General features: G+C 34.2%; 26 protein-coding genes and 2 pseudogenes. 6 read left to right on the forward strand and 22 right to left on the reverse strand.

Annotation, left to right across the window (positions count from 1 at the left end; genetic code table 11):
• The 6 genes and pseudogenes from ACP3VS_RS22550 to ACP3VS_RS22575 form a co-directional block, all read left to right on the forward strand.
• The coding region (locus tag ACP3VS_RS22550; protein WP_426390046.1) for an IS3 family transposase at positions 1-309 on the forward strand (309 nt) is incomplete at its 5' end.
• Positions 310-707: 398 nt separating this feature from the next.
• A pseudogene (locus ACP3VS_RS22555) lies at positions 708-1,961 on the forward strand (IS110 family transposase).
• Between the two features lie 365 nt (positions 1,962-2,326).
• Positions 2,327-3,367: pseudogene (locus ACP3VS_RS22560) on the forward strand (Fic family protein).
• A 178-nt stretch (positions 3,368-3,545) separates the two neighbouring features.
• Positions 3,546-3,671, forward strand: a complete 126-nt coding sequence (locus ACP3VS_RS22565) for a hypothetical protein (protein ID WP_426390047.1) — start codon at positions 3,546-3,548, stop codon at positions 3,669-3,671.
• A gap of 161 nt (positions 3,672-3,832) precedes the next feature.
• The gene (locus ACP3VS_RS22570) at positions 3,833-3,931 is read left to right on the forward strand and encodes a hypothetical protein (RefSeq protein ID WP_426390094.1); all 99 of its coding nucleotides are present in this window, start codon (positions 3,833-3,835) and stop codon (positions 3,929-3,931) included.
• A gap of 1,602 nt (positions 3,932-5,533) precedes the next feature.
• On the forward strand, positions 5,534-6,883 hold the full coding sequence (locus ACP3VS_RS22575) for a hypothetical protein (protein WP_426390049.1): 1,350 nt from the start codon (positions 5,534-5,536) through the stop codon (positions 6,881-6,883).
• A gap of 316 nt (positions 6,884-7,199) precedes the next feature.
• Here ACP3VS_RS22575 and ACP3VS_RS22580 read toward each other — a convergent pair whose 3' ends face one another.
• From ACP3VS_RS22580 to ACP3VS_RS22685, 22 genes are all read right to left on the reverse strand, one after another.
• On the reverse strand, positions 7,200-7,451 hold the full coding sequence (locus ACP3VS_RS22580; protein ID WP_426390051.1) for a hypothetical protein: 252 nt from the start codon (positions 7,449-7,451) through the stop codon (positions 7,200-7,202).
• A 534-nt stretch (positions 7,452-7,985) separates the two neighbouring features.
• On the reverse strand, positions 7,986-8,900 hold the full coding sequence (locus tag ACP3VS_RS22585; RefSeq protein ID WP_426390053.1) for a hypothetical protein: 915 nt from the start codon (positions 8,898-8,900) through the stop codon (positions 7,986-7,988).
• 496 nt (positions 8,901-9,396) lie between these two features.
• Positions 9,397-9,627 (reverse strand): DUF2187 family protein, encoded by a 231-nt coding sequence (locus tag ACP3VS_RS22590; RefSeq protein WP_426390054.1) that lies wholly within the window; start codon positions 9,625-9,627, stop codon positions 9,397-9,399.
• Positions 9,628-9,994: 367 nt separating this feature from the next.
• Entirely contained in the window at positions 9,995-10,972 is a 978-nt protein-coding gene (locus ACP3VS_RS22595) for a helix-turn-helix transcriptional regulator (RefSeq protein WP_426390056.1), read from the reverse strand.
• Positions 10,973-11,204: 232 nt separating this feature from the next.
• Entirely contained in the window at positions 11,205-11,924 is a 720-nt protein-coding gene (locus tag ACP3VS_RS22600; RefSeq protein ID WP_426390058.1) for a thermonuclease family protein, read from the reverse strand.
• Positions 11,925-11,956: 32 nt separating this feature from the next.
• Positions 11,957-12,238 (reverse strand): hypothetical protein, encoded by a 282-nt coding sequence (locus ACP3VS_RS22605; protein ID WP_197224352.1) that lies wholly within the window; start codon positions 12,236-12,238, stop codon positions 11,957-11,959.
• Between the two features lie 123 nt (positions 12,239-12,361).
• On the reverse strand, positions 12,362-12,718 hold the full coding sequence (locus tag ACP3VS_RS22610; RefSeq protein WP_426390059.1) for a hypothetical protein: 357 nt from the start codon (positions 12,716-12,718) through the stop codon (positions 12,362-12,364).
• A gap of 39 nt (positions 12,719-12,757) precedes the next feature.
• Positions 12,758-13,774, reverse strand: a complete 1,017-nt coding sequence (locus ACP3VS_RS22615) for an LPD28 domain-containing protein (RefSeq protein ID WP_426390061.1) — start codon at positions 13,772-13,774, stop codon at positions 12,758-12,760.
• A gap of 43 nt (positions 13,775-13,817) precedes the next feature.
• Positions 13,818-14,675: a DNA cytosine methyltransferase gene (locus tag ACP3VS_RS22620; protein WP_426390063.1), complete on the reverse strand. Its 858-nt coding sequence runs from the start codon at positions 14,673-14,675 to the stop codon at positions 13,818-13,820.
• A gap of 29 nt (positions 14,676-14,704) precedes the next feature.
• Positions 14,705-15,688 carry a DNA adenine methylase gene (locus tag ACP3VS_RS22625; protein WP_426390065.1) on the reverse strand — a complete coding sequence of 328 codons (984 nt, stop codon included), beginning with the start codon at positions 15,686-15,688 and terminating at the stop codon, positions 14,705-14,707.
• A gap of 94 nt (positions 15,689-15,782) precedes the next feature.
• Positions 15,783-16,022, reverse strand: coding sequence for a hypothetical protein (locus ACP3VS_RS22630; RefSeq protein ID WP_197224347.1), 240 nt, complete (start codon positions 16,020-16,022; stop codon positions 15,783-15,785).
• Positions 16,023-16,050: 28 nt separating this feature from the next.
• Positions 16,051-16,338 carry a hypothetical protein gene (locus tag ACP3VS_RS22635; RefSeq protein WP_426390066.1) on the reverse strand — a complete coding sequence of 96 codons (288 nt, stop codon included), beginning with the start codon at positions 16,336-16,338 and terminating at the stop codon, positions 16,051-16,053.
• A gap of 27 nt (positions 16,339-16,365) precedes the next feature.
• Complete coding sequence (locus ACP3VS_RS22640; RefSeq protein WP_426390068.1) at positions 16,366-16,797, reverse strand: ASCH domain-containing protein; 432 nt, start codon at positions 16,795-16,797, stop codon at positions 16,366-16,368.
• Between the two features lie 165 nt (positions 16,798-16,962).
• A complete protein-coding gene (locus ACP3VS_RS22645; protein ID WP_426390070.1) occupies positions 16,963-17,109 on the reverse strand; it encodes a hypothetical protein in 147 nt (48 codons plus the stop codon).
• A 281-nt stretch (positions 17,110-17,390) separates the two neighbouring features.
• The gene (locus ACP3VS_RS22650; RefSeq protein WP_426390071.1) at positions 17,391-17,615 is read right to left on the reverse strand and encodes a hypothetical protein; all 225 of its coding nucleotides are present in this window, start codon (positions 17,613-17,615) and stop codon (positions 17,391-17,393) included.
• A gap of 494 nt (positions 17,616-18,109) precedes the next feature.
• Entirely contained in the window at positions 18,110-18,442 is a 333-nt protein-coding gene (locus ACP3VS_RS22655; RefSeq protein ID WP_099806427.1) for a hypothetical protein, read from the reverse strand.
• 20 nt (positions 18,443-18,462) lie between these two features.
• A complete protein-coding gene (locus tag ACP3VS_RS22660) occupies positions 18,463-19,461 on the reverse strand; it encodes a phosphoadenosine phosphosulfate reductase family protein (RefSeq protein WP_426390073.1) in 999 nt (332 codons plus the stop codon).
• A gap of 98 nt (positions 19,462-19,559) precedes the next feature.
• A complete protein-coding gene (locus ACP3VS_RS22665; protein WP_216485836.1) occupies positions 19,560-21,164 on the reverse strand; it encodes an IS1182 family transposase in 1,605 nt (534 codons plus the stop codon).
• Between the two features lie 210 nt (positions 21,165-21,374).
• On the reverse strand, positions 21,375-21,866 hold the full coding sequence (locus ACP3VS_RS22670) for a hypothetical protein (RefSeq protein WP_426390075.1): 492 nt from the start codon (positions 21,864-21,866) through the stop codon (positions 21,375-21,377).
• A gap of 27 nt (positions 21,867-21,893) precedes the next feature.
• The gene (locus ACP3VS_RS22675) at positions 21,894-22,094 is read right to left on the reverse strand and encodes a hypothetical protein (RefSeq protein WP_036224149.1); all 201 of its coding nucleotides are present in this window, start codon (positions 22,092-22,094) and stop codon (positions 21,894-21,896) included.
• 37 nt (positions 22,095-22,131) lie between these two features.
• Positions 22,132-22,473 carry a hypothetical protein gene (locus ACP3VS_RS22680; RefSeq protein WP_426390077.1) on the reverse strand — a complete coding sequence of 114 codons (342 nt, stop codon included), beginning with the start codon at positions 22,471-22,473 and terminating at the stop codon, positions 22,132-22,134.
• Positions 22,457-22,921, reverse strand: a complete 465-nt coding sequence (locus ACP3VS_RS22685; protein WP_197224338.1) for a hypothetical protein — start codon at positions 22,919-22,921, stop codon at positions 22,457-22,459. Before ACP3VS_RS22685 ends, ACP3VS_RS22680 begins: the two co-directional genes overlap by 17 nt.
• Between the last annotated feature and the right edge of the window lie 18 nt (positions 22,922-22,939).

A 22,939-nucleotide genomic window follows, 5' to 3' on the forward strand; every position in this document is an offset into this window, starting at 1 on the left:
TTACCAGAGCCAAAACACGTATCACGTCGTCGAATTGGTCGTTTAATGAAAGGTCTTGGACTAGTATCAAACTATACAGTAGCACAGTATAAGCTGCATCACTCAACATGTAATGAAGCGCCGATAAAAAATGAATTACAGCGCCAATTTGAGCAAGAAGAGCCGTTGGCTGTCATCGTGAGTGATTTAACATATGTCCGTGTCGGAACAAAGTGGCAAACCGAATTCGCTAACGGAGCACATTTTTCTACTCTGGAACAGCTCGCTCTTGAACTTGATGATACTGTTCATTGGTTTAATAACATTTGAAATCACGGAATATTAGGCTATTTAACACACGTAGAATTCAAGCAAGAGCCCTTATAATTTTTGTCCAGTTTAGTGTTGACATACCAGAATTACCATTTAAATTGTGTGTATTTATCTTATATTGCGCTACGTTTATACAGTTATTTAACTAATACAGAATGAGAGTGTTTTATTTCTGCTTGATTTAATGAAGATATACATTTTTAAAAAATAATACTATGTATGTTTGTGACAAAAGATAGTATAGTAATTTCAAAAAAGGAGCATTCCTGTTAGAAGGATTTTCAGGGGTTTGAAAAAGAAAAAGTCCTCTTGTATGATGCATGGTTGTCAACGCCTAAATTGACCCACTATCACACAGGAGAACCCCACGTATGAATTCTAATACGAACTAAAAGATTAATCAAGTCACTGAAAAAACGCTCGTCATAGGTATCGACATTGCCAAACGGTACACATACCATGCGCGGTTGATGAGAGAGGACGCGTGCTCCAACAATCGTTCCCTTTCTCTCAATCAAGGGAAGGTATCGATGCTTTTTATGAAAGATTACTTGTTGTACGTGCTGCACATGAAAAAAGCGAAGTGTTAGTCAGTTTCGAGCCGACTGGTCATTATTGGATGAATCTCGCTGCTTATCTTAGTGCACACACGGGATTCCGTTTGTCATGGTTAATCCTCATCATGTCAATCGTTTGGATGACAATCTCCAAACGAAAAACGATCAAAAGGATGCCCTTGTCATTGCACGTTTACTACGTGATGGACGTTTTAGTTATCCACGTATTCTAGAAGGCATGGAAGCTGAATTACGAAATGGTGCAACGCTACGCTCCAAAATTCAAGAAGATCTGAATGCCATACAAAATCGTATCATTCGTTGGATTGATCGTTTCTTTCCTGAATTTATGATGGTGTTTAAAGACTTTGGCAAAATGGCTTATGCGGCGCTTGAAATGACGCCATTACCCTGCGATTTTCAAGGAAAGACACCCGAAGAACTATTATTTTTATATCGGCAAGTCGAGGGTATGAAATCACCTCAGCTACCAAAAGCGAAACAATTAGTCGAAGCAGCACAGCACTCAATCGGGCTGACAGAGGGACTTGTGATGGCACGAATAGAAATCGCCACACTTCTCACACAGTACAAATTAATGCAAAGCCAATTAGACACTTTAACACAGAACAGTTAACGGACCTAGCAAAAGAAATGACGGTTTATGAATACTTAAATTCCGTCCCAGGCATCAGCAACGTAACGATTGTCGAGCTACTTTCAGAAGTCGGTTCACTCACACAGTATGAACATCCACGCCAATTAATCAAACTAGCGGGACTCACATTGCGTGAAAATTCTTCTGGGCAACGCAAAGGACAAAAACGTATATCCAAGCGAGGAAGTAGGAAGCTACGGGTTCTTTTATTTCGAGTCATGATACCGTTACTTCGTCACAACTAAGCTTTTAAGAAATTACATGAATATTACACAACACGCACCACTAATACCCTTCGAAAGAATCAATCGATTGTCGTGCTCTGCGGAAAGCTACTGAAGATTTTACACACCTTATGCAAGAAACAAGTGCATTTTGATGTGAGACAAATGATGAAAGACCTTTATTGTCTCGAAGAGGTAGCCCAGCAATAGTTTTATAGTTTGAAAACAGAAGGATGACACGGAGTAGCCGGCATTATTTATTCCATCCGACTTTGAGTCCCTAAAGGAGCATCGCCAGCCTCTGCCTTATGTAGAACGAAGGAATGTATGCGCAAGGACGCCAAGAGACATGGGAGGGTACGTCATCATAAGCATCGCAGGGATCCATTAGTGTATCATATAATGGAAATTAAAGTTAATTTTAATGAATTAACTTTAGCGAAGCGTACTCATCAAATGACAATGTATTGAAAAATTAGGAAACATTATATGTAATATTGGTGAAAAAATATTTTTCATCACTTTTAAAACGGGTCAAACCGTTGATATATCAACATTTATAGAGGGAGGGACAAATGAGGAATTTTTTTGAAGATCAGTATAAATATAATGGTGAGAAACAAGTAATAAACTTAGTTAGTGAAATTAGTGAATTTAAAGGAAAGTTAACTGCTTATCAAGAGCAAAGATCCGATATATTTACTAGGCTAGAAAATGCAATGCCATTACAGTACATAAAAAACTATGTATCAATTTATGAAGATATAAAAGTTTCTAATAAACGATTAAAAGAACTAATTTTAGAAGATATAATACCCCAATCGATCTCAGAAGATGCTATATTTTGTTATTATGAAACTCTGACGCTTGTGCGTGAAAAATCTAATGTTTTTGCTATTAGTCCGGATACTATACAAGAATTACATTTTCAATTAATACATTTTATTACTTCTGATAGTGCAAAATGGCGTCAAAAACCATTCTCTATCCCATGAATGCCGGACAAAGGTATGTACTCAAATGTTTATCGTCCTCTTCCACCTGAAAATATTCAAATGGCTGTAGAACAATTATGCAATCAGTATAATCTATTAAACTGTAAAAAAGAATTACCTACTATTATGTTGATTGCTCATTTTATATTCAATCTTTATTGCATATTTCCATTTAGTCAGGGTAATGGAAGGTTAACTCTAATGTTAATGCAATTGTTATTAATAAAAAGTGGTCATACATTTGTGAAATATGTTTGTTTAGATAAATATATAAAGAAAAGAGAGTCAGAATACTATGAAGCAGTCTATAAATCATCAGCGAATTGGTACTGTAATGAGCATAATATTAGCTTTTGGCTAAAAATATTCTTAACTATTATTCTAGATGCTTATAAAGATCTACATAATAGAGTGCGGGATACTATAAGTAGACAGACTAAGATAGAGAGAATTCAGAATTTTGTTCTTAATCAAGATCAACCTTTTACAAAAGAATACATTGGTAGTATTTATCCTGATATAGCAGAAAGTACGATTAGTAAAGCCTTAACTGATTTACAATTAGGAGGAGAAATTAAGCTAATTTCAAAAGGGAGAAATGCGCGCTGGAAAAACGTCTAACCTTAAAGTGGTATGTCAACACTAAACTGGACAAAAATTATAAGGGCTCTTGCTTGAATTCTACATGATAAGTGGGTAACAGATGTTTCGGAGTTTAAATTGTTTGGTGAAAAACTCTTATCTCCTGTTTAAGACAACGGAGAACCTTGTACTAGCTCTGAAGAGGACTTTAGAGCCGTTGCGCGGCAATTTTTATGGGTCATTCAAAAAAAACAAAGCAGATGGCAAGCTATGGCTGTCTAACGGCCATTTAGAAACAATCATGTATCAATCAAAAGATGCAGCCATTTCAGCTAGCGATTAATACATTAAAAACAACCGATGAGCCTTGCTAAGTGCCATTATTCGAAATAAAATCAACGATTTAACGGTTTCGAATTCATTTGTAGCATCAGAAAAAGAGAAAACTAACTACATCCTAAAAAGCACACCTGGCATATCCCTAAATATTTACGTGATTTAAACATCCAACGAGGTGATATTGTTATAGTCGGAAAATCAATTGCACGTATATTAGTAACAGACGTTTTTAGGGAACGGTTTAAAGAGACAGGAAAACAGTAAAAAAATTAGAGGACTTTTAGAAAAAGCACTCCAACAAGTATAAGTTTTTACAACACGCAAGGATAGAGTTTGTCATAACAAACCCAACACACACGTTTTTGACTTGGTAGAAGATTACTACGTTGCGTGTCTGCAATTTTTTGTCTATATACACTATCTGATCTTTTACAGCAATATACTAACTTTGTGTAAAAAGTCAAATAGTTTTAGACGACTCGAATACAGCGTCAAAAAATTTTGGACAAATTGCATCATTTAATAGACAGCATAGTCTAAACTACAATGTATTTGAAAATCTTTTTGTCTTTTTACAAAAGTAGAGTAGGAGTAATATTTGAATATTAACAATTTGTATGAGAAGTATACTTAAACAACACAAGAGGTTGTGAGCATTTTTAATATTGAATATATCGATTTATTTGATAAAAAAGTTGATTCAAGAAAAATAAATTATTGGGTCCAAAATGAGATTAATGCAATTAAAAGCGAAAAAAATCGCTGGTTATTTTCCGAATCAGATGTTTTAGACCTCGTATATCGATATAAACATAATTTTAATCTTAATAATTATGACAACTCTACATCCATACGCACTGTTTAATGATCCTAGAAGCGAATACAGTGATTTAACAAGACATGAAGGAGGAATTATTTTTAAAGATGCTGCTATCACTTTTAATACAAATGGTGTCTCCTTGAAAGGTGATATTAGAAAACAACGATTATTTTATCCTATTATAGTGACTAATGTTATTGAAGAGGTAATAACTGAATACAATCAAACTCATGGCGACAATGTAGCAGAACGACTAGTTAATTTCGGGTTTAAACTAGTAAATGATAGAATTACACTTCAAGAATAAATGAATGAGCTAGACCAAAATATCTATTTGAGTGGTTGGAGAGGCTTGGTTCGTAATTATGATTCAATTCCAGGAAATGAAATATTATCTATTAGGAAGAAGGTCTGAGGATTGATTAAATAAGTGTAAAATGGCAAATATTTTTAGAAATAATGAAATGTCTTATTACGCTTGAAACTAAAGGATTGTTAAATAATAGTCACCCAAACTTTTTTCCAAAGTGTCCAAAACTATTTGTCATTTTACAATTTTTACACTTTGTAAATAAAAGGTAAGGAAGCCCCGACAAACATGTAACTAAATTGTTATTTAGTTACATGTTTGTTGTACTCAATCTAATAATAATAGTATAGCCCCTGCTAAAGGACATGAACTGTATATGGACATGAACTTCCGGACGTTTATTTTTTACAGTGATCGTCTGGACATTCTTGTCCTTTTTATACAAAGTCTAAAGGTTCTTGTCTTTTTTTTGGGCAAGAACCTTTAGACAAATTAATAAGCAATGATTATCTAATAGCATTTTGAGTGTCCGGAAGTTCATGTCCCTGCAAGAACTTTCAGACACTTTGGACAAGAATGTACAGACATATACAAAAAGTTCCCTTATTTAATGACTTTTTAGTGTCTACAAATTCTTGTCCATATACATTTATATCACATTGTGGAATTTTTATATGGGAATTGGTTAATAATATTAGTTGTACAACTATTAAATTAATGAGAAGGAGTTTAGTTTATGCCAAATCAGGATCAAAACGTAATGGATGCTCTTAATGAGAAATTTTACCAAGTGATGTCAGGAAAAAATCTTCCCTCTAACACTTATCTATCTATCATAGATGGTGGTTATCTTTTATCCGAAAAAGAATTGGCTTTTCTAGAGGATTATCAACATAATATGGATGAAGCATATAGATTCTCTGCTCTTGTCAATCGATTACCTGCAACTGTATCAAATTGGATTCCTACAGGAAGTTCGCTTGCCCATGTATATAGGCGTGAATTTTTAGAATTGGCAACATTCCCTTCAATTACTCTAGATCCTGAACAAGAAAAAGTATTAGCTGAAGCAAAGAAATTTATAAGTGTACATCGAAACGATTATAGAAAATATGAATTAGCCGTAGAAAAAGCTCAATCAGACATAAATGAACTTAATAATTTAGAACCTAGACCTGCTGACTATACTTCTAGATTATATGATCTGACAAATGCATTAAACAACGCAAATGATGATTGGAAAGATCTAGGTTACAAAAATGAATTTGAAAAATACAGGAGATTAAGGGATACTTTCGAAAGTGCTGGTTTATCAGGTTGGAAAGATCATTTAAAAGAGCTATACGATAACCTTTATAATACAAATAAAAATTCCCAAGGTTCACCATTTGTACCAACAATGTGTATACCACATAGCTTTTACAAACCTGACTTTCAATGGAATCATTTTACTTTCACTTCAAGTGAAACAGAAAAATATGAAAGTTCTAGCAGTAAAAGTTGGAGTGCAGGAGCAAGAGGCTCGTATAAACTATTTTGGGGTTCTGCAAATGCAAGTGGCGTAGAAAATAGAACCTATTTGGAATTTGATACTAATGGAATGGAAGTTAATTTCGATTATATACGTATTCATCTTGACAGACCATGGTTTGAACCGTATTTACTTGAAGGTAGAGCCTGGTGGTGGCCAACAGCAACGAAAGAAAATCCAACTGCTGGAGGATCAACTTATTCTAACGGTGCTCCCCCACCTGATACGCAAGGGACTTGGCAAATGACACCACAGGATATTATATTTGTAAAAAATTTAGTAATAAAATTGGATTACAGTAAAGAAATAAATAGAACTAGTATGAAGGAATTGAAAGCAGGTGCATCAGCTGGATTTGCATTTTGGAAATTGGGTGGAGCAAACTATAACGAAAATTCAAATGAAACTTATAATTTTAAAGAAAATGAAGATGGCGTAATTATTGCAAATCAAATGCAAATAAGTTCCTTTTTATGTACATTGATGCCAAAAGAACCGAATCCTGACACTTCTTTAATGCCACATAATTTTTTAAAACCTGAATTTTTATTTTAAAGTTTATAACTCTTCCAGTCTTGAATATGCATTTCGCATTGATTTGAAAAGGAGAAAGAGTGTTGGAAAAGGCACCAACACTCTTCTTTATTTAAACACAAAGAAAGAAAATACTTTCAAACATGCTGGTTAAGAGATATATTAATTTAACTACTTCCAATTTAATCCCTATTACTTGTTTTTCTTTAATATCGAGTGACATCTGCTGCAGAATGGCCAGTAAGACATGCATATACAAAGGTTTGTACTTGGTCATCCTTTAAATCTTAACCACGTATATATGCTATTGCAGCGATAATTCGCATTTGCATATATGTTACAGAAACAAAGTTCGCAGATAAGTGATTGGAAGAGCAACTATTCCTCCTAATCCAGCTACAAATCCATTTGCTCCTGCTTTTCCCTGTTGCCATCTTATTAGACTGTCTATTGCTTTATCTTTTGAGTCATGCTTAGAGATATAACTGTCTGCAAGCTCATATACTGATGGAGAACCAGGAAGTCCATTGAGAACTCTTTCGTATGTCCAATCTAAAAATTTCTGCACATTTCTTTCATTAAGCCCCATAGGATATCCTACGCTTCAATTTCTAAATATTGTTATATCTACATTCTATCAGAAATAGAATAATGCTAGTTGATTCACTTTTGTTTATTAGTAAGCAATTAAATAAAGAAGTTGTATTTATATTATTATTTATCTTCTTCATCATCTTTTTCTTACTTGATTATCTTATTAAAGATAGGGTTATCTTATTAAGACATAGTATTAGATTATTTATATAGTGTTAGATTATTATTGGCGCAAAATTTCTTACGGGTAACCCGAAAATTATTTTACGCCTTACCCGTAAAATCTTCTACGCCTTACCCGTAAGAAAATTTACGGGTTTATTTTTTGTGTGATTTAGCTATAAATTCAATAAATTCAAACCCGTAAATAATTTTACGGGTATCCCGTAAATTTTCCTGCGCCTTACCCGTAAGAAAATTTACGGGTTTATTCTTGTGTTACTAAATGAATTAAAAATACGACTAGAATAATAAATTTACAAATAAAAAACAGCGTACAAAGGCGTACGCTGTTTAGATATTCTAGTGTTTAATTTCGTTCTTCTAGCCAATTATAAAATGGCACCGGTGCTTGCCGAGTAGGTTCACTTGGTTTCGGTATACGATTAACTGATGTGTGTAAACTATCCCCCACATCTTTATGTATAATAAGACCCTGAACAAAATACTCTGGAAAATTATAGATTGGTTTATTACTATCAATTAGAAATTGCATATGTTTAAGTTGTTTTTCTGCATCCTCTAATGTAAAGGTATACTCATTATAATTTAATAGTTTTTCAGCTATTTCATCTAAAATATTTTGCCTAATACCAAGGTTCTGAAGGTAATCAATTAAAGTAATATGTTCTTCACGTAATCGTGATGTATTATTCAAGTCTAATTCCTGTTGTTCTGTTCGAGTAGCAGCAACGCTTCCTTCACCAACATCTGATTGATTTTGGAAATACGTTTTTGCACGATGCCCATAAGATTTAGCATAACTATGGTATTCTGTATCATAATCTCTTACTTTTTTAAGCGGTCTGTTTTGATACTCAAACTGGTTCATAGGATACTCATAAACAATAATGTTTAAAGCTTTTGTTCCAATTTTTTTTTGCTCCTGCCACTCTTCTAGATCAATTAAGCCGTAATTCCATAAGGGTTTAATTATTTGGCTATAGAAAGTAGGCCGTGAGATACCGAATAGTTTAGCTAGTCCCTCTAAGGATCGCGGTACTGTTTGTGCATTTCCATATTTATCATACCCAGCTGGCGAACGGTCTACCATTGTCAATAACTGTAACCAATAGACAAATGTTTTAGGACCTAATACATTAACCCAACTATCTTCTCGAAAAGGATCTACGGCAGGGTAATAAAATTTTAGATACAGGTCGTCACGAGGTTTTGCACCTGCTTTAACTTGGGTATATGTTTTGTTTTTCGGTAGATCTTCCATAATGATGTCTCTCCTTCTAGAAAAAAAGCAAGTAATATATCGTTTCAGACGATACATCACTACACTACTTTCCTATGTGATTCACATTTAAAATACCTACTTGTTGGTAATTTTCTAATAACTAGAAAGTATAGGTACAATAAGAATCACTTGATAAAACAAATACATCTCGTTATAATACGAGTATATTGCTTTAATCAAACGAAGGAAAGTCGGAGAGTGTTGTATCGTGGTTGCGTCACGATAGAACAGTGTTTAGAGTGTTACAGCACTTTAAGCACCCGACTTTTTTTCAATTTAATACTAGAATCTTAACATTAGAGACATAAGAATGACAAGTATTGGCTTGAAATAGGTGGTGCCAAACACTGAAAAATCGTACTGGCTTCCTCAACTATTGCTAAATAATTAAAGTAACTCTCACTCGCTAAATAATAGCGAGTTTTTTTTTTGATTCTTAAGTAAAACATAAATATGTTTTTGGTTTTATCTTTTATTAAGAAACAAGGTCTTTAAGGGATTGTGAATCTGATTTAAGAATCTGATAATTTTTATGATTAACTATGGTTAAATTATTGGGTATTCGTAACATACCGATATATTCTGGTTGTAATTCCACCATTACTGTTTCTGAACGAACAGTAATGACAACGCCTTCACAAGAGAAATTACTACGTGTAAAAGCGACAATGTCCCCTTCTTTTGCTACTCTTGTAGATTTTTTCATACGCTGTTCCCTCCTTAGGTTTTGTACATAAATTCACTAATAAATGGATATAAAAACAAAAAAGTACCCATCCAAATAAGCCGTTTGGTATACGACTTGATTCTTCAGGGTACTCCTGTTTTAAATATACGGTTTAGAATAGCTCAAGTATACCGTACCGGTGTTCATTATTCAATAACTATAGGCTCATTCTGCAAAGCTTCCTTTATGGAAATTAAGGTATAGTATTCAGCTGGGCTAGCTATTAATAGTGCGTCATTGAAGCACTTAGCACATACTACCACATCAGATACTCGAAAAAGCTTAGCAGTGGCATTTAACTTCTTACATTTTGCACAAGTGCAAGTATAGATTATACACATAATTATCAGTCCTTAATTTCCTTCGCCAATACTATGCGGCTAAGTAAAAACTCTTCACAACTAATTTGTTTTTCACTTGCCAGGGCAGAAAAATGTTCATATTGCTGTTTTGATAAAGTGATTGGCACAATTACGTCAGTACTGATTAGGTTCATCCCCGCTTCAAAGTGTTGAACTTCTCCATCGACCACAAATGATTGTAAATCAATACAGCGAGTGGCCAACTCTTCCTTAAGTAATTTATATCTACCAGCTCTAGCTTTAACAATAAGATTTCCCTCGTCATATTGGAAGGATAAATTTTCTATTCCACATAAAATATATACGGTATCCATAAACTTAAAGAATTTAGGATCCGTTAATGTAATGTGGAAAGTAACTTGAAGTGTAGTGCTTCTTAATTTTGAGTGGATATTATATATAGGCTTTAATCGGTATCTTTCTTTAGCAATTTCGAAATCGCATATCCCTGCAGGCGTGTTAATGCCCCATACACCATCTTCATATATAATTCTATAATCAATTTCTTGTAGGTCACTATAAAATAATTGATGTAAGCAAATGTTGTATCTTCTATGGAAAAATGCAGTTTTAGGGAACTCTTTTTGTAGCATTAATGACTCTAGAATTTGCTCTTTAATTTCATCGGTTATGCTAAACTTCTCTCGATTCCCGTGTTTTACTTTCGGAATGATTAATCCAGCTTGTTCAATCGTTTTTCGAAGTCGGGAGCGGGTAATGTTAAGCTCTTTAGCCAATTGACCTAAACTGGTTCCTGTCGATTGATTTATACCCGTATTTTTCAATTTTTCTACACTTGCAACTGTTACATTCTTGCGACCATCAAAGGAATCAATAGATTCAAGCAACCCATCTTTTATATAGCTATAGATGGTGCTGCGGGCGAGACCTAGTTCTTGTGCCGCCTGTGTGATAGAAATAGAAGGCTCTTGTTTATCAATAAATTGAAATGGATGTGTCATCACTCGCTGCCTCCCTTGAGATAAGACTTTATAAGAATTGGATTTGGGATTAATGGTAAAGAAATGGTATAATCCTGACTTATGAACACATTAAGGGGGATACCCTCTCCTAAAATCCAAAATGTCAGAATAACCTTGTTGTCTTCGATCGAATGTAATTCGATGTAAGATTGTGTTTTATCGTATAACGTTACAGGGAGCTTAATTGATGACAAAGACTTTTCTCCTCTCGCTATTCTACATAACCTGTATCCGTCACATAATTTGGAATGGACCATATACGAAGTTCCTCAGACTGTGCTTTTTTTTCAGCTTCCTGAAGAACAGATAATTTTGTTGTACTTTGAGGGAAAATATAGCCTACACGTGCATATCCCTCTCGCACTAATGTTTCCTGTAACAATGAGTCTCCTACATATACATAAGCTAATAATCTACCATAATCATCTACTTTATTCCCTTCATCGAATTGGATAGATACCTGATCTTGCATCAATAACTCCATGTTACGGTTGGCAGCTGCTTTCCCAAACGGTTGCTCTCCTTTTTTGGGATGTACGCTTTCAGGGGTGTCAATTAAAAGATAACGTACTTTCATTTCTACATAATCACCAATTCCTGTGTTTAGTACTGAAGAAGGGATGTCATATTGGAGTAGGTCCTTTTTAGAAATACTTGCTTGTAAGGTATCACCGTCAATAGCAAATACTTGATATAATAAAATTTTATCATTTGAAGCGGCTTTTGAAGTAGTAGAATAATCTTCCTCTGGTTTAAACATAAGATGTTTCCACTCTTCGTAAAAGTTAGAACTCTGTGACTCTAATTCAATTTGTAAGTCAGGATCATCTGTAACTAATTTTTTTAACCGCTCTGTACTATCGCATCCTCCTAATAGCAAAAATATACATGAATATACGATAGACAAAGCATATAGAGCTGTGTGTTTCATGTAGACCTCCAAATTTGTATCGATAAAAATTTTTAAATATTAATTTCTTCATATACGAAAAATGTTTGTTCAGGTTCAATCATACCAATGAACACGCGCATATTAGATTGGTGTAGGTATTTTATTGACATGTAGTTCAATTCAATAAGTTGTAAAATTTCCACTAAAGACAACTCCGCTTCGGAGTGCTCAATATTAATCAGTTTATGGGGTACAGCCTCTGCTGAAGTAATTAATAAGCATCGGTGTTGCATAGGTGCACTTAATTTGTTTGGTAGTAAAATTCTTTCTGGTAAAGAAGATGTTGTATTCATTTTGAGTCCTCCTAGTTGTTATAGGAAGTGAAAATTGTTTGTATTTTTCACTTCCTACATTATATTTAATTCGTTTTTTTTCCTCGTTTCAAAGTATTAATTTATAGTCATTAAGAATTATACTTAAGCTGTATAACTGTTAAGGAGCGTACACTCCATCATTATAATATTATCAATGTTAATTAGCCCTTGCTGCTCTAATCGACTGTAGATTTCTTGTATTGCGCTTATTGCATCGGTCTTCTTTTCCCAACCGCTTAGCATGATAGCCTTAGAGTAAAAACTACCATTTTTCTCTTCAACGGTTGTTAAATTCACAACTGCATAATAGGCTTTTAGTGAAGTACCCTCCTTTTGGATAAACGGTACTATATGATGATAATGTAATTCTTTGATATCAATATCTAAGAGTTTTGCTTGATTTAATAATGCTAATGCTAGCTTTTGTACTAGTTGAACTTCTAATATTGTTTGAGCCATATTTTTCTCCTTATGAGTTATTGTAATTTAGAAATGATTTTAAAAGAGGGATAACTGCTTGTTAACTTTGCTGTCAAATCTTGAATCGTTTTTTTTCTCCGGAATTTTAGAAAATTTTTTTACTGAGACAGTAACAATAGTATCGTTATGGTTTCCTCCATGTGCTACAAGTTGAATCCTATTTATATGAAATAACTCTTTATTATTCATACCTCCACTATTCCAACCGAAGGAGATCGATTTTCCACCAATTCGCAGTACTCTGGCAATCTCTTTCTTTAAATCACTCCAATAAGAAGCTTGAGTTAATCTGCCACCTTTAGTATTTAATCCAACAGATTCGTATGCTTCCTTTACTTGCCTAGGTGAATATGGAGGGTCGAATAGCACCACATCTACTGATTCATCTGGAAACATTCTCAAAAAATCCAATGCATCCATATGAAAATCGGTATCATACTTTTCATTTAAATCATTAGTAATATGACCATAGTTATTACGATTAGCAAAAGGGTCTATTATTAGTCCACCTTTCAATTCATCTTTTAAAAGTTCGCGTATGGACTTTATTTCGAAAGTGTTCTTATTTGGCATATTCCAAGAACGTTCCATTACTAAATCTTGCACAGGATATGAATAGGGCTCAATAATATCTAGTAAAGATGCCATTGTGAAAAAATCAATGGACCTTCCAGTTATATTAATATCTTGTTCCATGGCTTCCATATAAAAATCATAGGCATAAAATTGTGTATTATTAACAAATTTTTCATTGGGAGCGGGTCCCTCTACGTTATCAGCGTTTAAACCCCAATCTGCGATATAATAGTATCCATTGCGTTCTACTTCTTCAATTGGTTTTGATGTCATTATGCTGCCCCAATAATTAGAAACTGTTTGTCTCTCCTTAACAATTGTATCTGGGAAGTGTTCATCTTCTTCAGGGTGAGTTAAATCATAGAAATGAAATCCATACAGTCTTTCTAATTTAGAAAAGCGTGTTTGCTTTGCCACCATTTGTATACCTTCAAATTCGAATAAAATGTACATTTCCATTAATATCACCCACTTTTTTCTTGTTGTTTACCACGTTCATAAACTAACTAGCAAAATATTTAATAAGTTGTTTCCCAACCCATATGCCCATATTGACAGGTACAGCATTACCAATCTGTTTATATGCATCATTATCCGTGCCAGCAAACATAAACCAATTTGGGAATCCTTGAAGTCTGGCCCATTCACGAACAGAATAAGGTCGAATATACACCCCATCATTAATTAACCTTGTAGAACGATCTTTTCCGTAGTGTGCTACACAAGTGGGAGCTATTCCATCTAAACTTGTAATAATTGGCTTATCCCTATAATGACCATCTAGCCGTTTCTGTACATATGGTGGCGTGTATACTTCTGTTCCAACATCTATAATGTCTCGCATCCTTGTAGGTATACTTTCAGGATAGTCTAAATTGTAAAAGGGCTTTTTAGTACCAATTACTATTAATCTCTTACGTTCTTGTGGTAACCACATATTCGCATTGACTGGACATTCAACTCTTACATAGTAGTTTGGCAGTTTTGTCATGCACTCCATTACTACTTGAAACTTTTTCATTCCTGGTACATTTTCGATTACATATGCTTCAGGCTGCGCTAATGCTACATGACGAAAGAAATGTAAAAATAAATCATCACCTGTACGTGTACCATGTATGTCTGCTATGTTGCTATATCGTGTACAAGGAAATGTTCCGATATATACATCGGCATCTTGCTGATCTAATACTGTAATTTTTGTTATATCTGTTTCATTAATTGTGTGCTTAAAATTTTTCCTAAGAGTTGCACAGGCTTTTTGGTCAATTTCATATGATTCAATTACAACAATACCAGCCTCAATCATCCCTAAATCCATGCCGCCCGCACCACTGAAGTAGCTCTTTGCCGTGATCATAGTCTCACCTCTTTGTACTAAATGTGTAGTTAAATTGAATATCTACGTCCAACAACAATTTTTTCAGTTGCCAATTCAAACATTTTTGCAGTTATTTTATTGTAGTCATATGTGACAATGATGTTGGCACCACTAAATCCTTGATAAAGTAAGTCTAAATGAACACCGAGTTTTCTATGTTCATCTAACGTCATAGCAATATTGTATAGTGCAGCACCCTTTATTACGTATGGGGGATCAATAAACAATACACCAGTGTCATCCCAATATGACTCCACCATAAATTCATAAGCATCTTCACAATGAAGTTCAATGTTTGCATGTTGGTTGGATATATACTCAATGCTATTAATCAATGTTTTCGGATTCCAACGTGCAAGTAGCTTTTCTCTACTACCATATTTGCCACCAAGCGGATTCGCTTTACAAATACCACTATAGGCTAGTCTATTTACAAGTAGTGTTGCCCAAGCAGCTTCTATAGAGTTCATTCCAACAAAGTTGTTTTTTATTTGTTGCTGAGCCTTGAAATAATCTTTGTGTGTCGGTTGTGCATGTTGTATACGATAAATCAATTCATCTGACATATACAGCATGCACCACCACAACGAGTACACCCCAAAATCTAAGTCATTTAATACAATCCGTTTTACTACTCCAGCTTCTAACATTGCTAATTCAAAGCTGCCACCACCTGTAAATGGAGAGTAAAGTGTGTCAGCTTTATTTTTATACAAATGCTGGTACAAGTAGTCAATCATTTTCGATTTACCGCCAGGATAACGGAAAGGTGATAAATTCCGTCTTAAATGGCTATATTTAGTGGTTTTTGTTTCTTCTGTCCTAGCTTTATCTTCTAAGATGACTAGAAACTGATCATTCTCTATTCGTGTTCCTTCAAAGAAATTAAAAGCGTCACAGCAATCACAAAACCACCCATGCACTACTGTATCTAATCCTTTAGAACCTTCATAAATTTCTCCACAAAATTCGCATTCAAGTTGATTGGCCATATTAATCACCTACTACTCAATTAATTAGTTGAACAGTAACTACTGCGAACCTGCAGCTCGTTGTAACTACCCTTTTAATACCGTATTTCATTCCTTATGAATTAATGTTATTAATGGGACACCATCGCGGACTTGTTTTTATTGACAAAGGACTTTCTAAAGTGTGTTCGCCAAATCCTATAAAGAGTGTTGCTTTGTTTCCAAATGTATTGAGTGGCAAGAGTTTTGCTTCTGGATGTTCACAATAATAATGCTTTCTACCAACTCTACCGCGTTGAGTTTGCTGTCTACCTAATTGTCTGCAATATCCACAATTTTTGCATTTAGCTTTCATGAATAATTCACCTTCTCAAATTGATTGTTTATAAAAATAAGGAAATTTGTCCTTTCCCAAACACCTCTAGATACGATTGCTGCATTGATTCCAGTAAATCTCTATACTCACGTTTGGGTATATGAGATTGAGCACCATTATCTCCGAACAATTGGACATAATCGTATTCATAAAGCTCTTCAATCGATTCACAGTAACCGATTTTTCTAGGGATAAAATCTTGACCATCAAAGTAGCCTCGATAACAAGAATCCGGACTGATAAACCTATCGCCAGAATGGTTAAAAGCGAAAACTAGGATTTTATCTTGCTGCATTTATATCCCTCCTGTTCAATCTGTACATTATGTTTCGTTATTCCATTCCCACAAGCTCAATTGTCCTTTGGCTGGCATTGGTTCTGGTAACACTTGCAAATTTGCTAACTCCCATGCGTAACGTCCTTCATCAAAATCACCAAAGTAAACTTCATCACCTTCTAGTTTTTTTTCGAATTCAACACCAGCAGGACTTATTTCGTTCGGTACTTTGTGACAATCAATTAAATCAACAACTGCCAGCACAACAGCTGTAGGTAAATCTTTATAACTTTCAATACCATGCTTATGAAGTGCTTGTTTAATAGGCAGGTAGTCACACGATTCTTTATCAATCTGCTTCCCTACATGAATTGCTAATGGACCACGATGCTTTGTTTGCCAAGAACGAGTTTCGAATTTCTTTTCACCAAGAGCAATTAAGGTCGCCCAAGGTTGTTTAATGGTGATCGTTTTCATAGAATTTCTCCTCCCTGGACTTAATATTATTTCTTTGGTGCTTTCCCTTCATCCACCTCACCATATTCAACCTTCAAATCCATGTCAAAATGGCTACAGATTGCTTTAATACCCTCAGCAATATAATATTGTTTATTCACCGACGTTTTTTGTTCATTTGCTTTTTCAAGACAAGTTCATAAAGTTTCGATAAATTCGTTTTTTTTTGTGTAAAACGTCTTCTTTTGCCTGAACTAACTTTTCGTATTTATCAGCATTCTTCTTGATATCTTGGAAACTTTCGTAGCTAATAGTAACTGTAGCGTCTTTCATCTGTTACCCTCCTGCGCATTTTTATTTATCTGCTTAGCTAAATCAAACCAGCTAGACATACTTCTAATATCTTTTTCGCAAACCCTTATTTCTCCGTACTCTCCATTTTTCAAGCGACATCTCATAACAATTTCATTAGTTTTAAAACACAAAGTGAAACTCATTAGATTTAATCTCATTGTCGGTAAATTTAGAGCGCAGCCTTTAGTTTTTTGCTTATTAAGCACTTTCCTCACCTTCCTGCACATTTCTTTACTTGGGCCCTTTAAAATCCATATTGATTATTGGAAGCTGAAGTTTTTCAAGAAATCGTAAGTTTCCTTTACAGTGTGAAATAACTCATGAATCTCAGAACTTTTTACATCAAACCAGTTTTCGCAGCGTTCAATTGTAAAACAGCCAACGGTGAATGTAGAGCCAATACTCTGAGATTCAATTTGTTGAAAAAGTGGATCAGATGTTTCACCCAGCAAATGAGGAGAGTAAATTGAAATATTATTAATCATAAATATCAATCCTTTCGAGTTTCTTCCTATTAAATATAGGTAAAACTTAAACTGTTCAATAACATTATTAATTAATGTTATGAAAACATTATATAATTATGTTTAGGTAGATGCAAGTGTTAAATCGTAATTTTATTTATCCTCCATCTGATTCCGATAATCGTAGTTCAGCTAAAATGTGGTGAGAGTATCGTTTTATTATTAAAAACATTCAGAATTATTTTTACTATTGAAACTACTCTGTAAAATATTAGGTATTTCTTTTTAATGATTTTATTTTTATTAACTTATAAAGAAGGTATTATATTTACTTAAAATACAATTATGTATAAAAACTAATATAGAAAATTTATAAATAAATATAGTATTTTTTTATTTTCTTTCTATATATATATTATGTATGCCTTTGATATTTCTAATATAGAATGTTGTGAATTCAAAAAGAGTCTGTAAAACAGACTCTTGAATATCTTTTGATTTTAGTTCAAGTTGCATTAAAAAAGACTTAATTGTTCTATATGTTTATGTTCCACAATAATGGGTTTTCTTATCAGTGTACCTGGTACATAAACTTCCCAACCCTTCATGTTCCGGATTAGAAAATAATTATCATCTCTATGTTCTACGATTTTCGCTTCACTCCAACTATTCCTCCAGGCTAAAGTTTCGACAGTTTCATTTACTGAGAATCCAAAGTCATACATTCTATATAGTTCTCTCCATCTTGGGACCAACTTATTTCTTTCCTTCAATTTATTTTGCTTGAAGAGTTCATTTATCCTTTGGCTTGTTTCCACCATTTCCATATAAATTTCTGAATTTTTCATAAAATTATCCTCCCTTGTCTTTATTCCCCGTAATCTACAAAACATCCGCAACCGCCAATGTCCCACATGTCACACTGGATTGGTAGTTTTTCTAACTGATTTAAAGTCATTGTCTTAATGTAAGAATACGGCTTGTTGATTGGATTACCTTTACTATCATTGCCAAACAATCTGCGACTAGAAGATAAGTATTCAGTAGATTCTAATATATTTTTTATTTTAGAAGATTTTATTCCAGTTGAAAGAAACTTATATACGTCTTGGAAGAGGTAATCTTTACATTTTCCGCTTTTGATTTGAGGTTGTTTAGTGTAACGGATATACTCACTAAGCACGATTTCTTGCTCTTTTACCTCCTGAAAGGTCTTATCATCCTTTAATAAAAGGTTTTTATAGTGACCTTGGCCAGCCTTAACGCAGCGTCCTTTGCAATTATTATGAACAAAGCCCATATCATATAAGCGCGGTCTACGAATACCATAAAGTTTTAATGTTTCATCATTGTCGATAACTTCATCAATTAAAGGCATTTGGACATCGAAAGGCATCCAATTCTTTTTAATAGCCTCTTCACGATGCATCTCATCCCAACCAATACCAAAGTATACGGATGTATTAGCTGCAAACCCACCAACAATTGGTTCTATCGATGCTTTTAAATACTGTTCGTTGTACCATTTCTCTATATTAGGTTTAATACCTTTTTTAAAATATTTAGCTGCAGGCTCCATTTTTAATTTTTTAGAACAGTTCCCAACTCTGCTGTTATACATGAATCGTTCTTTCGCCATTAATTGTGGAGGAGTTAATCCCACTGCATGATAAAGCAAAGGCAGCCGTAACTTGTCTGAAGCTTCGTAAATAAATCTGTACAGATCCTCGTCTTCCCAAAGTGTGTCAGTAAAATACAATAATATGTTATCGTTCGGGAATCGCTCTTTTACCAAGTGAGCAACTGTAAATGATGACATTCCTCCGCTAAAAAAGATGACATGGTTTTTTAAATTTGGTGTATTCATTTTAAAGCCTCCATTTTGTTAGAAATCACAAAATATAAACAAAAAGAGGCTGGGACATAACTAGCTTCAATAAATGAGAAATCCTAATTTGAATGAATTCAAATTAGGATTTCTCTATTTTTTATGCCGTCTCCATACTTACTGGCTGTGAACTTTCTTAAATTCACGGCCAGTAATGCGAGCCCCATTTCATTTCCTACCCTCGATTTCCCTCGTACAGAAAATCGAGTGAAACCCAAATTAGCCTTCAAGAATCCAAAAACTGGTTCCACGTCAATTTTGCGTTGACGATAAATGGTACTCGTTTTTTCTTCTGAAAGCGTTGTTCTTACATATTCTTTTTGCTGTTCCCACTTCTCATTCACTAGTAACTTACGATTATTTCCTTCTTTTGCTTTTGTACATAATGAACGGAATGGGCATCCGGAACAGTCTTCACATTCGTATACCTTAAACTCTCGCGTAAATTCATATTGATCCGTTTTCATGGTACGATATTTAAATACAAGGTGTTGTTGGTTCGGACAAGTGTATTGATCATTTTCTTCATCATAATCCCAGTAGGCTGTATTGAATTCGTTTTGTTTATACTTTTTCTTTTGTTCTTTTAAATACAAGTTATACGTAATTAAGGCTTCTCGTTTACGATTCAAAAGAATATCATCATAATTTTGTTCGCTGCCATATCCAGCATCTGCGACGATGTGTTTTGGTAAATCAAAATAATGTTGTTCGATTTCATCTAAAAACGGGATTAAGGTACGTGTATCCGTTGGATTCGAATAGATACTGTAGGCAAGCACATATTGACCTTCTGTTGCGACTTGGATGTTATAACCTGCTTTCAATTGACCATTGTTCATATAGTCATCCTTCATTCGCATAAATGTGGCATCTGAGTCCGTCTTGGAATAACTATTTCGCATGCCAAAGATTTCAAAGTCTTTTTGATATTTTAGTTTACGTACAATATAGTCGATTAATTGTTTGCGAGCGTGCTTTGGGAATTTCCGTTCGGCTCTTAAAGCTTTTCGCTCAGCTACATCCGATGAATCCTCTATTTTTTGATCATACTCAGAAATCACTTCGTCTACTTTCTCTACCATCTGGGCGAGTTCTTCTACTGCTAATTCTTCTACATTTTCGCGTTCAATTTCGGGTATGATTTCTTTCTCGAGTAGCTCATCATATAACTGGTTTGATTTTTCAATTAATCCGTTATGATATTTCTCGATGGATTTTTTCCACACGAAAGTAAATTTGTTCGCATTGGCTTCGATCTTTGTTCCATCAATAAAAATAGCTTCCTGATCAATTAATTCTTCTTGGACCAACTGGCAACGGAATTGGACGAAACATTGGCGGATCAACTCTTTCATTTCTGGTTGAACACGGAAACGGTTGATCGTGCGATAGCTTGGTTCATACCCTTGAGCTAGCCACATCATCCGAAGACTATCTTTTAATAGGGCTTCAATTTTACGCCCTGAGAAGACAGATTGTGTATAAGCACATAAGATAATTTTAAGCATCATGCGTGGATGGTAGGCGGGACAGCCCTCATTTCGAAGAAATGGTTCAAACGCTTCTGACGGGATACTTTCAACTAAATGGTGGACATGGAAGGAGATATCACTTTTTTGTATTGTTACTTCTAAATCTAAAGGCAAAACTAATTGATTCATGTTATAATTTTTAAACATAAGGATCCTTCTTTCTGTATAATTTTGTTGTGGTGACTTAATTTTATCAGAAGTGATCCTTATTTTTTATGAAAAAATTTAAAGCCTGTGAAATTTTACTGATTGTAAAATTTCACAGGCTTTTTAATTTAGAGGTGGGTTTTGTCCCAGCCTCTCAAGTTCCTTTTGAGTAATTTTGTGTTACCCTACAACTATTCTTAATTCTATATATCAACCTAAGTATTTATTTAAAACCGCTTCTGTTGGATCATAACCTTCTATGGAAAGCTCAATAAATAAATCGAAGTCTTTTTTGCTCATTTTTTTAAAGTCATTCTTGAACTGTTTAATCGATATCGTTTCAGTCCCCCGGCACAGGTCACTATCGAGTGTCACTTTATCACCCACAATGACACATTTGAAGCAAAATCCTCTCTCATAAAGAGCGCTGTCTTTAATTGCAATCATGTATTTCTCCATATTAATCTCCTTTTTACCCCATGGAAGGCTACGTTCTACAATAGCTGCTATTGCAAGGCAAATAATATCGTGCCAATAGTTCGGCTTTAATTCTCCAATTGTAAGCCACTTAATAAAGCACCAATAAATAGCCAGTCCAAGATAAAGAACTAAAATTCGTTTCCATCTATGTTCACCCATAGAATAAAAAAACTGATTACGAAGTGATTGAAACTTAGATAGAATTCCTCTCATAATTTGCATTTCGCATTACTCCTTTAAATAGATGTTTTAATCAATAATTTTAAAATGTATATCTTCTGTCAACAAAGCTCCGATTTCGTCACTTATACACCCAGACAAAACTGTTCTTTTCCCGATATATTCTTCTGGTAAGTCAGGTTGCCATCCATTGTCTTTTATTTGTCTTTCCCATTGCCCTTTATAACCGTACGGTATTTTGTTCCATTCCTCTTTTGTCACTTCAATCATTTTATTTTCCTCCATTTCAAATTTGGCCACTCTAGCATTAGCTAATCTGCTCTTCATACACTAGCTCAAAGTCATCCATTAAATCTGACTCTTCCCATTCCGTGTAGTATTGCGCATTATTCTCGTACATTTCATTTAACTGTTCTGAAGTGTAATGTTTGTATATACAAGTCACACAGTAGTACTCATCACCGTCATTGATCACATGTCCCTGCCACATAGCACACTCACATTCTGAGCATGTACGTGGACCTACCTCTTTGCCACTTTCATCTTCCCACCAAGTAATAACACCTTCAGTTCCGTCATTCGCAACAAAAGGCTCTGATTTCTCGTACAATTTAGGTTTACTTAGTTCTTTATTATTTATAAAATTCATAAAGGACCCCCGTTGAACGTTTAGAGTACGGATACCAGGTTATTTTAGAGAAGGTTAGGTGAATTCTAAACAACTTAAGTACCTTATAATAATCTCCTAATGTTTTGATACGAAATGGTTTACCATTATAGTACTTTTGCATAAGTCTCTTAGGTATTTCAAAATCAATTGGAGCATCATCTTTTATCGTTAGCTCTGAGAAATAGATGTTAAAATCACCGATAGGAATTTTACAGATCTCTTTAAAATCTGATTTTAAGAGTTCTCCATTTTTAATAGCATCTTGAATAGCATCGTAAGTGAACCGCTGGCTAAATGGCTCAAACTCCGACCAATTATTAATTTTAAAATCCTTTTCATTTTCATTGTGAATTTGTAGAAACACTCCACACAATTTATCTATACCAAAGGCAAAAAATCTGTCCTCATATTCATATGTTTTTCTCATAATTACACTCTCCATAAT

The organism is Lysinibacillus sp. VIII_CA (assembly GCF_049943995.1).
Classification (GTDB): domain Bacteria; phylum Bacillota; class Bacilli; order Bacillales_A; family Planococcaceae; genus Lysinibacillus; species Lysinibacillus pinottii.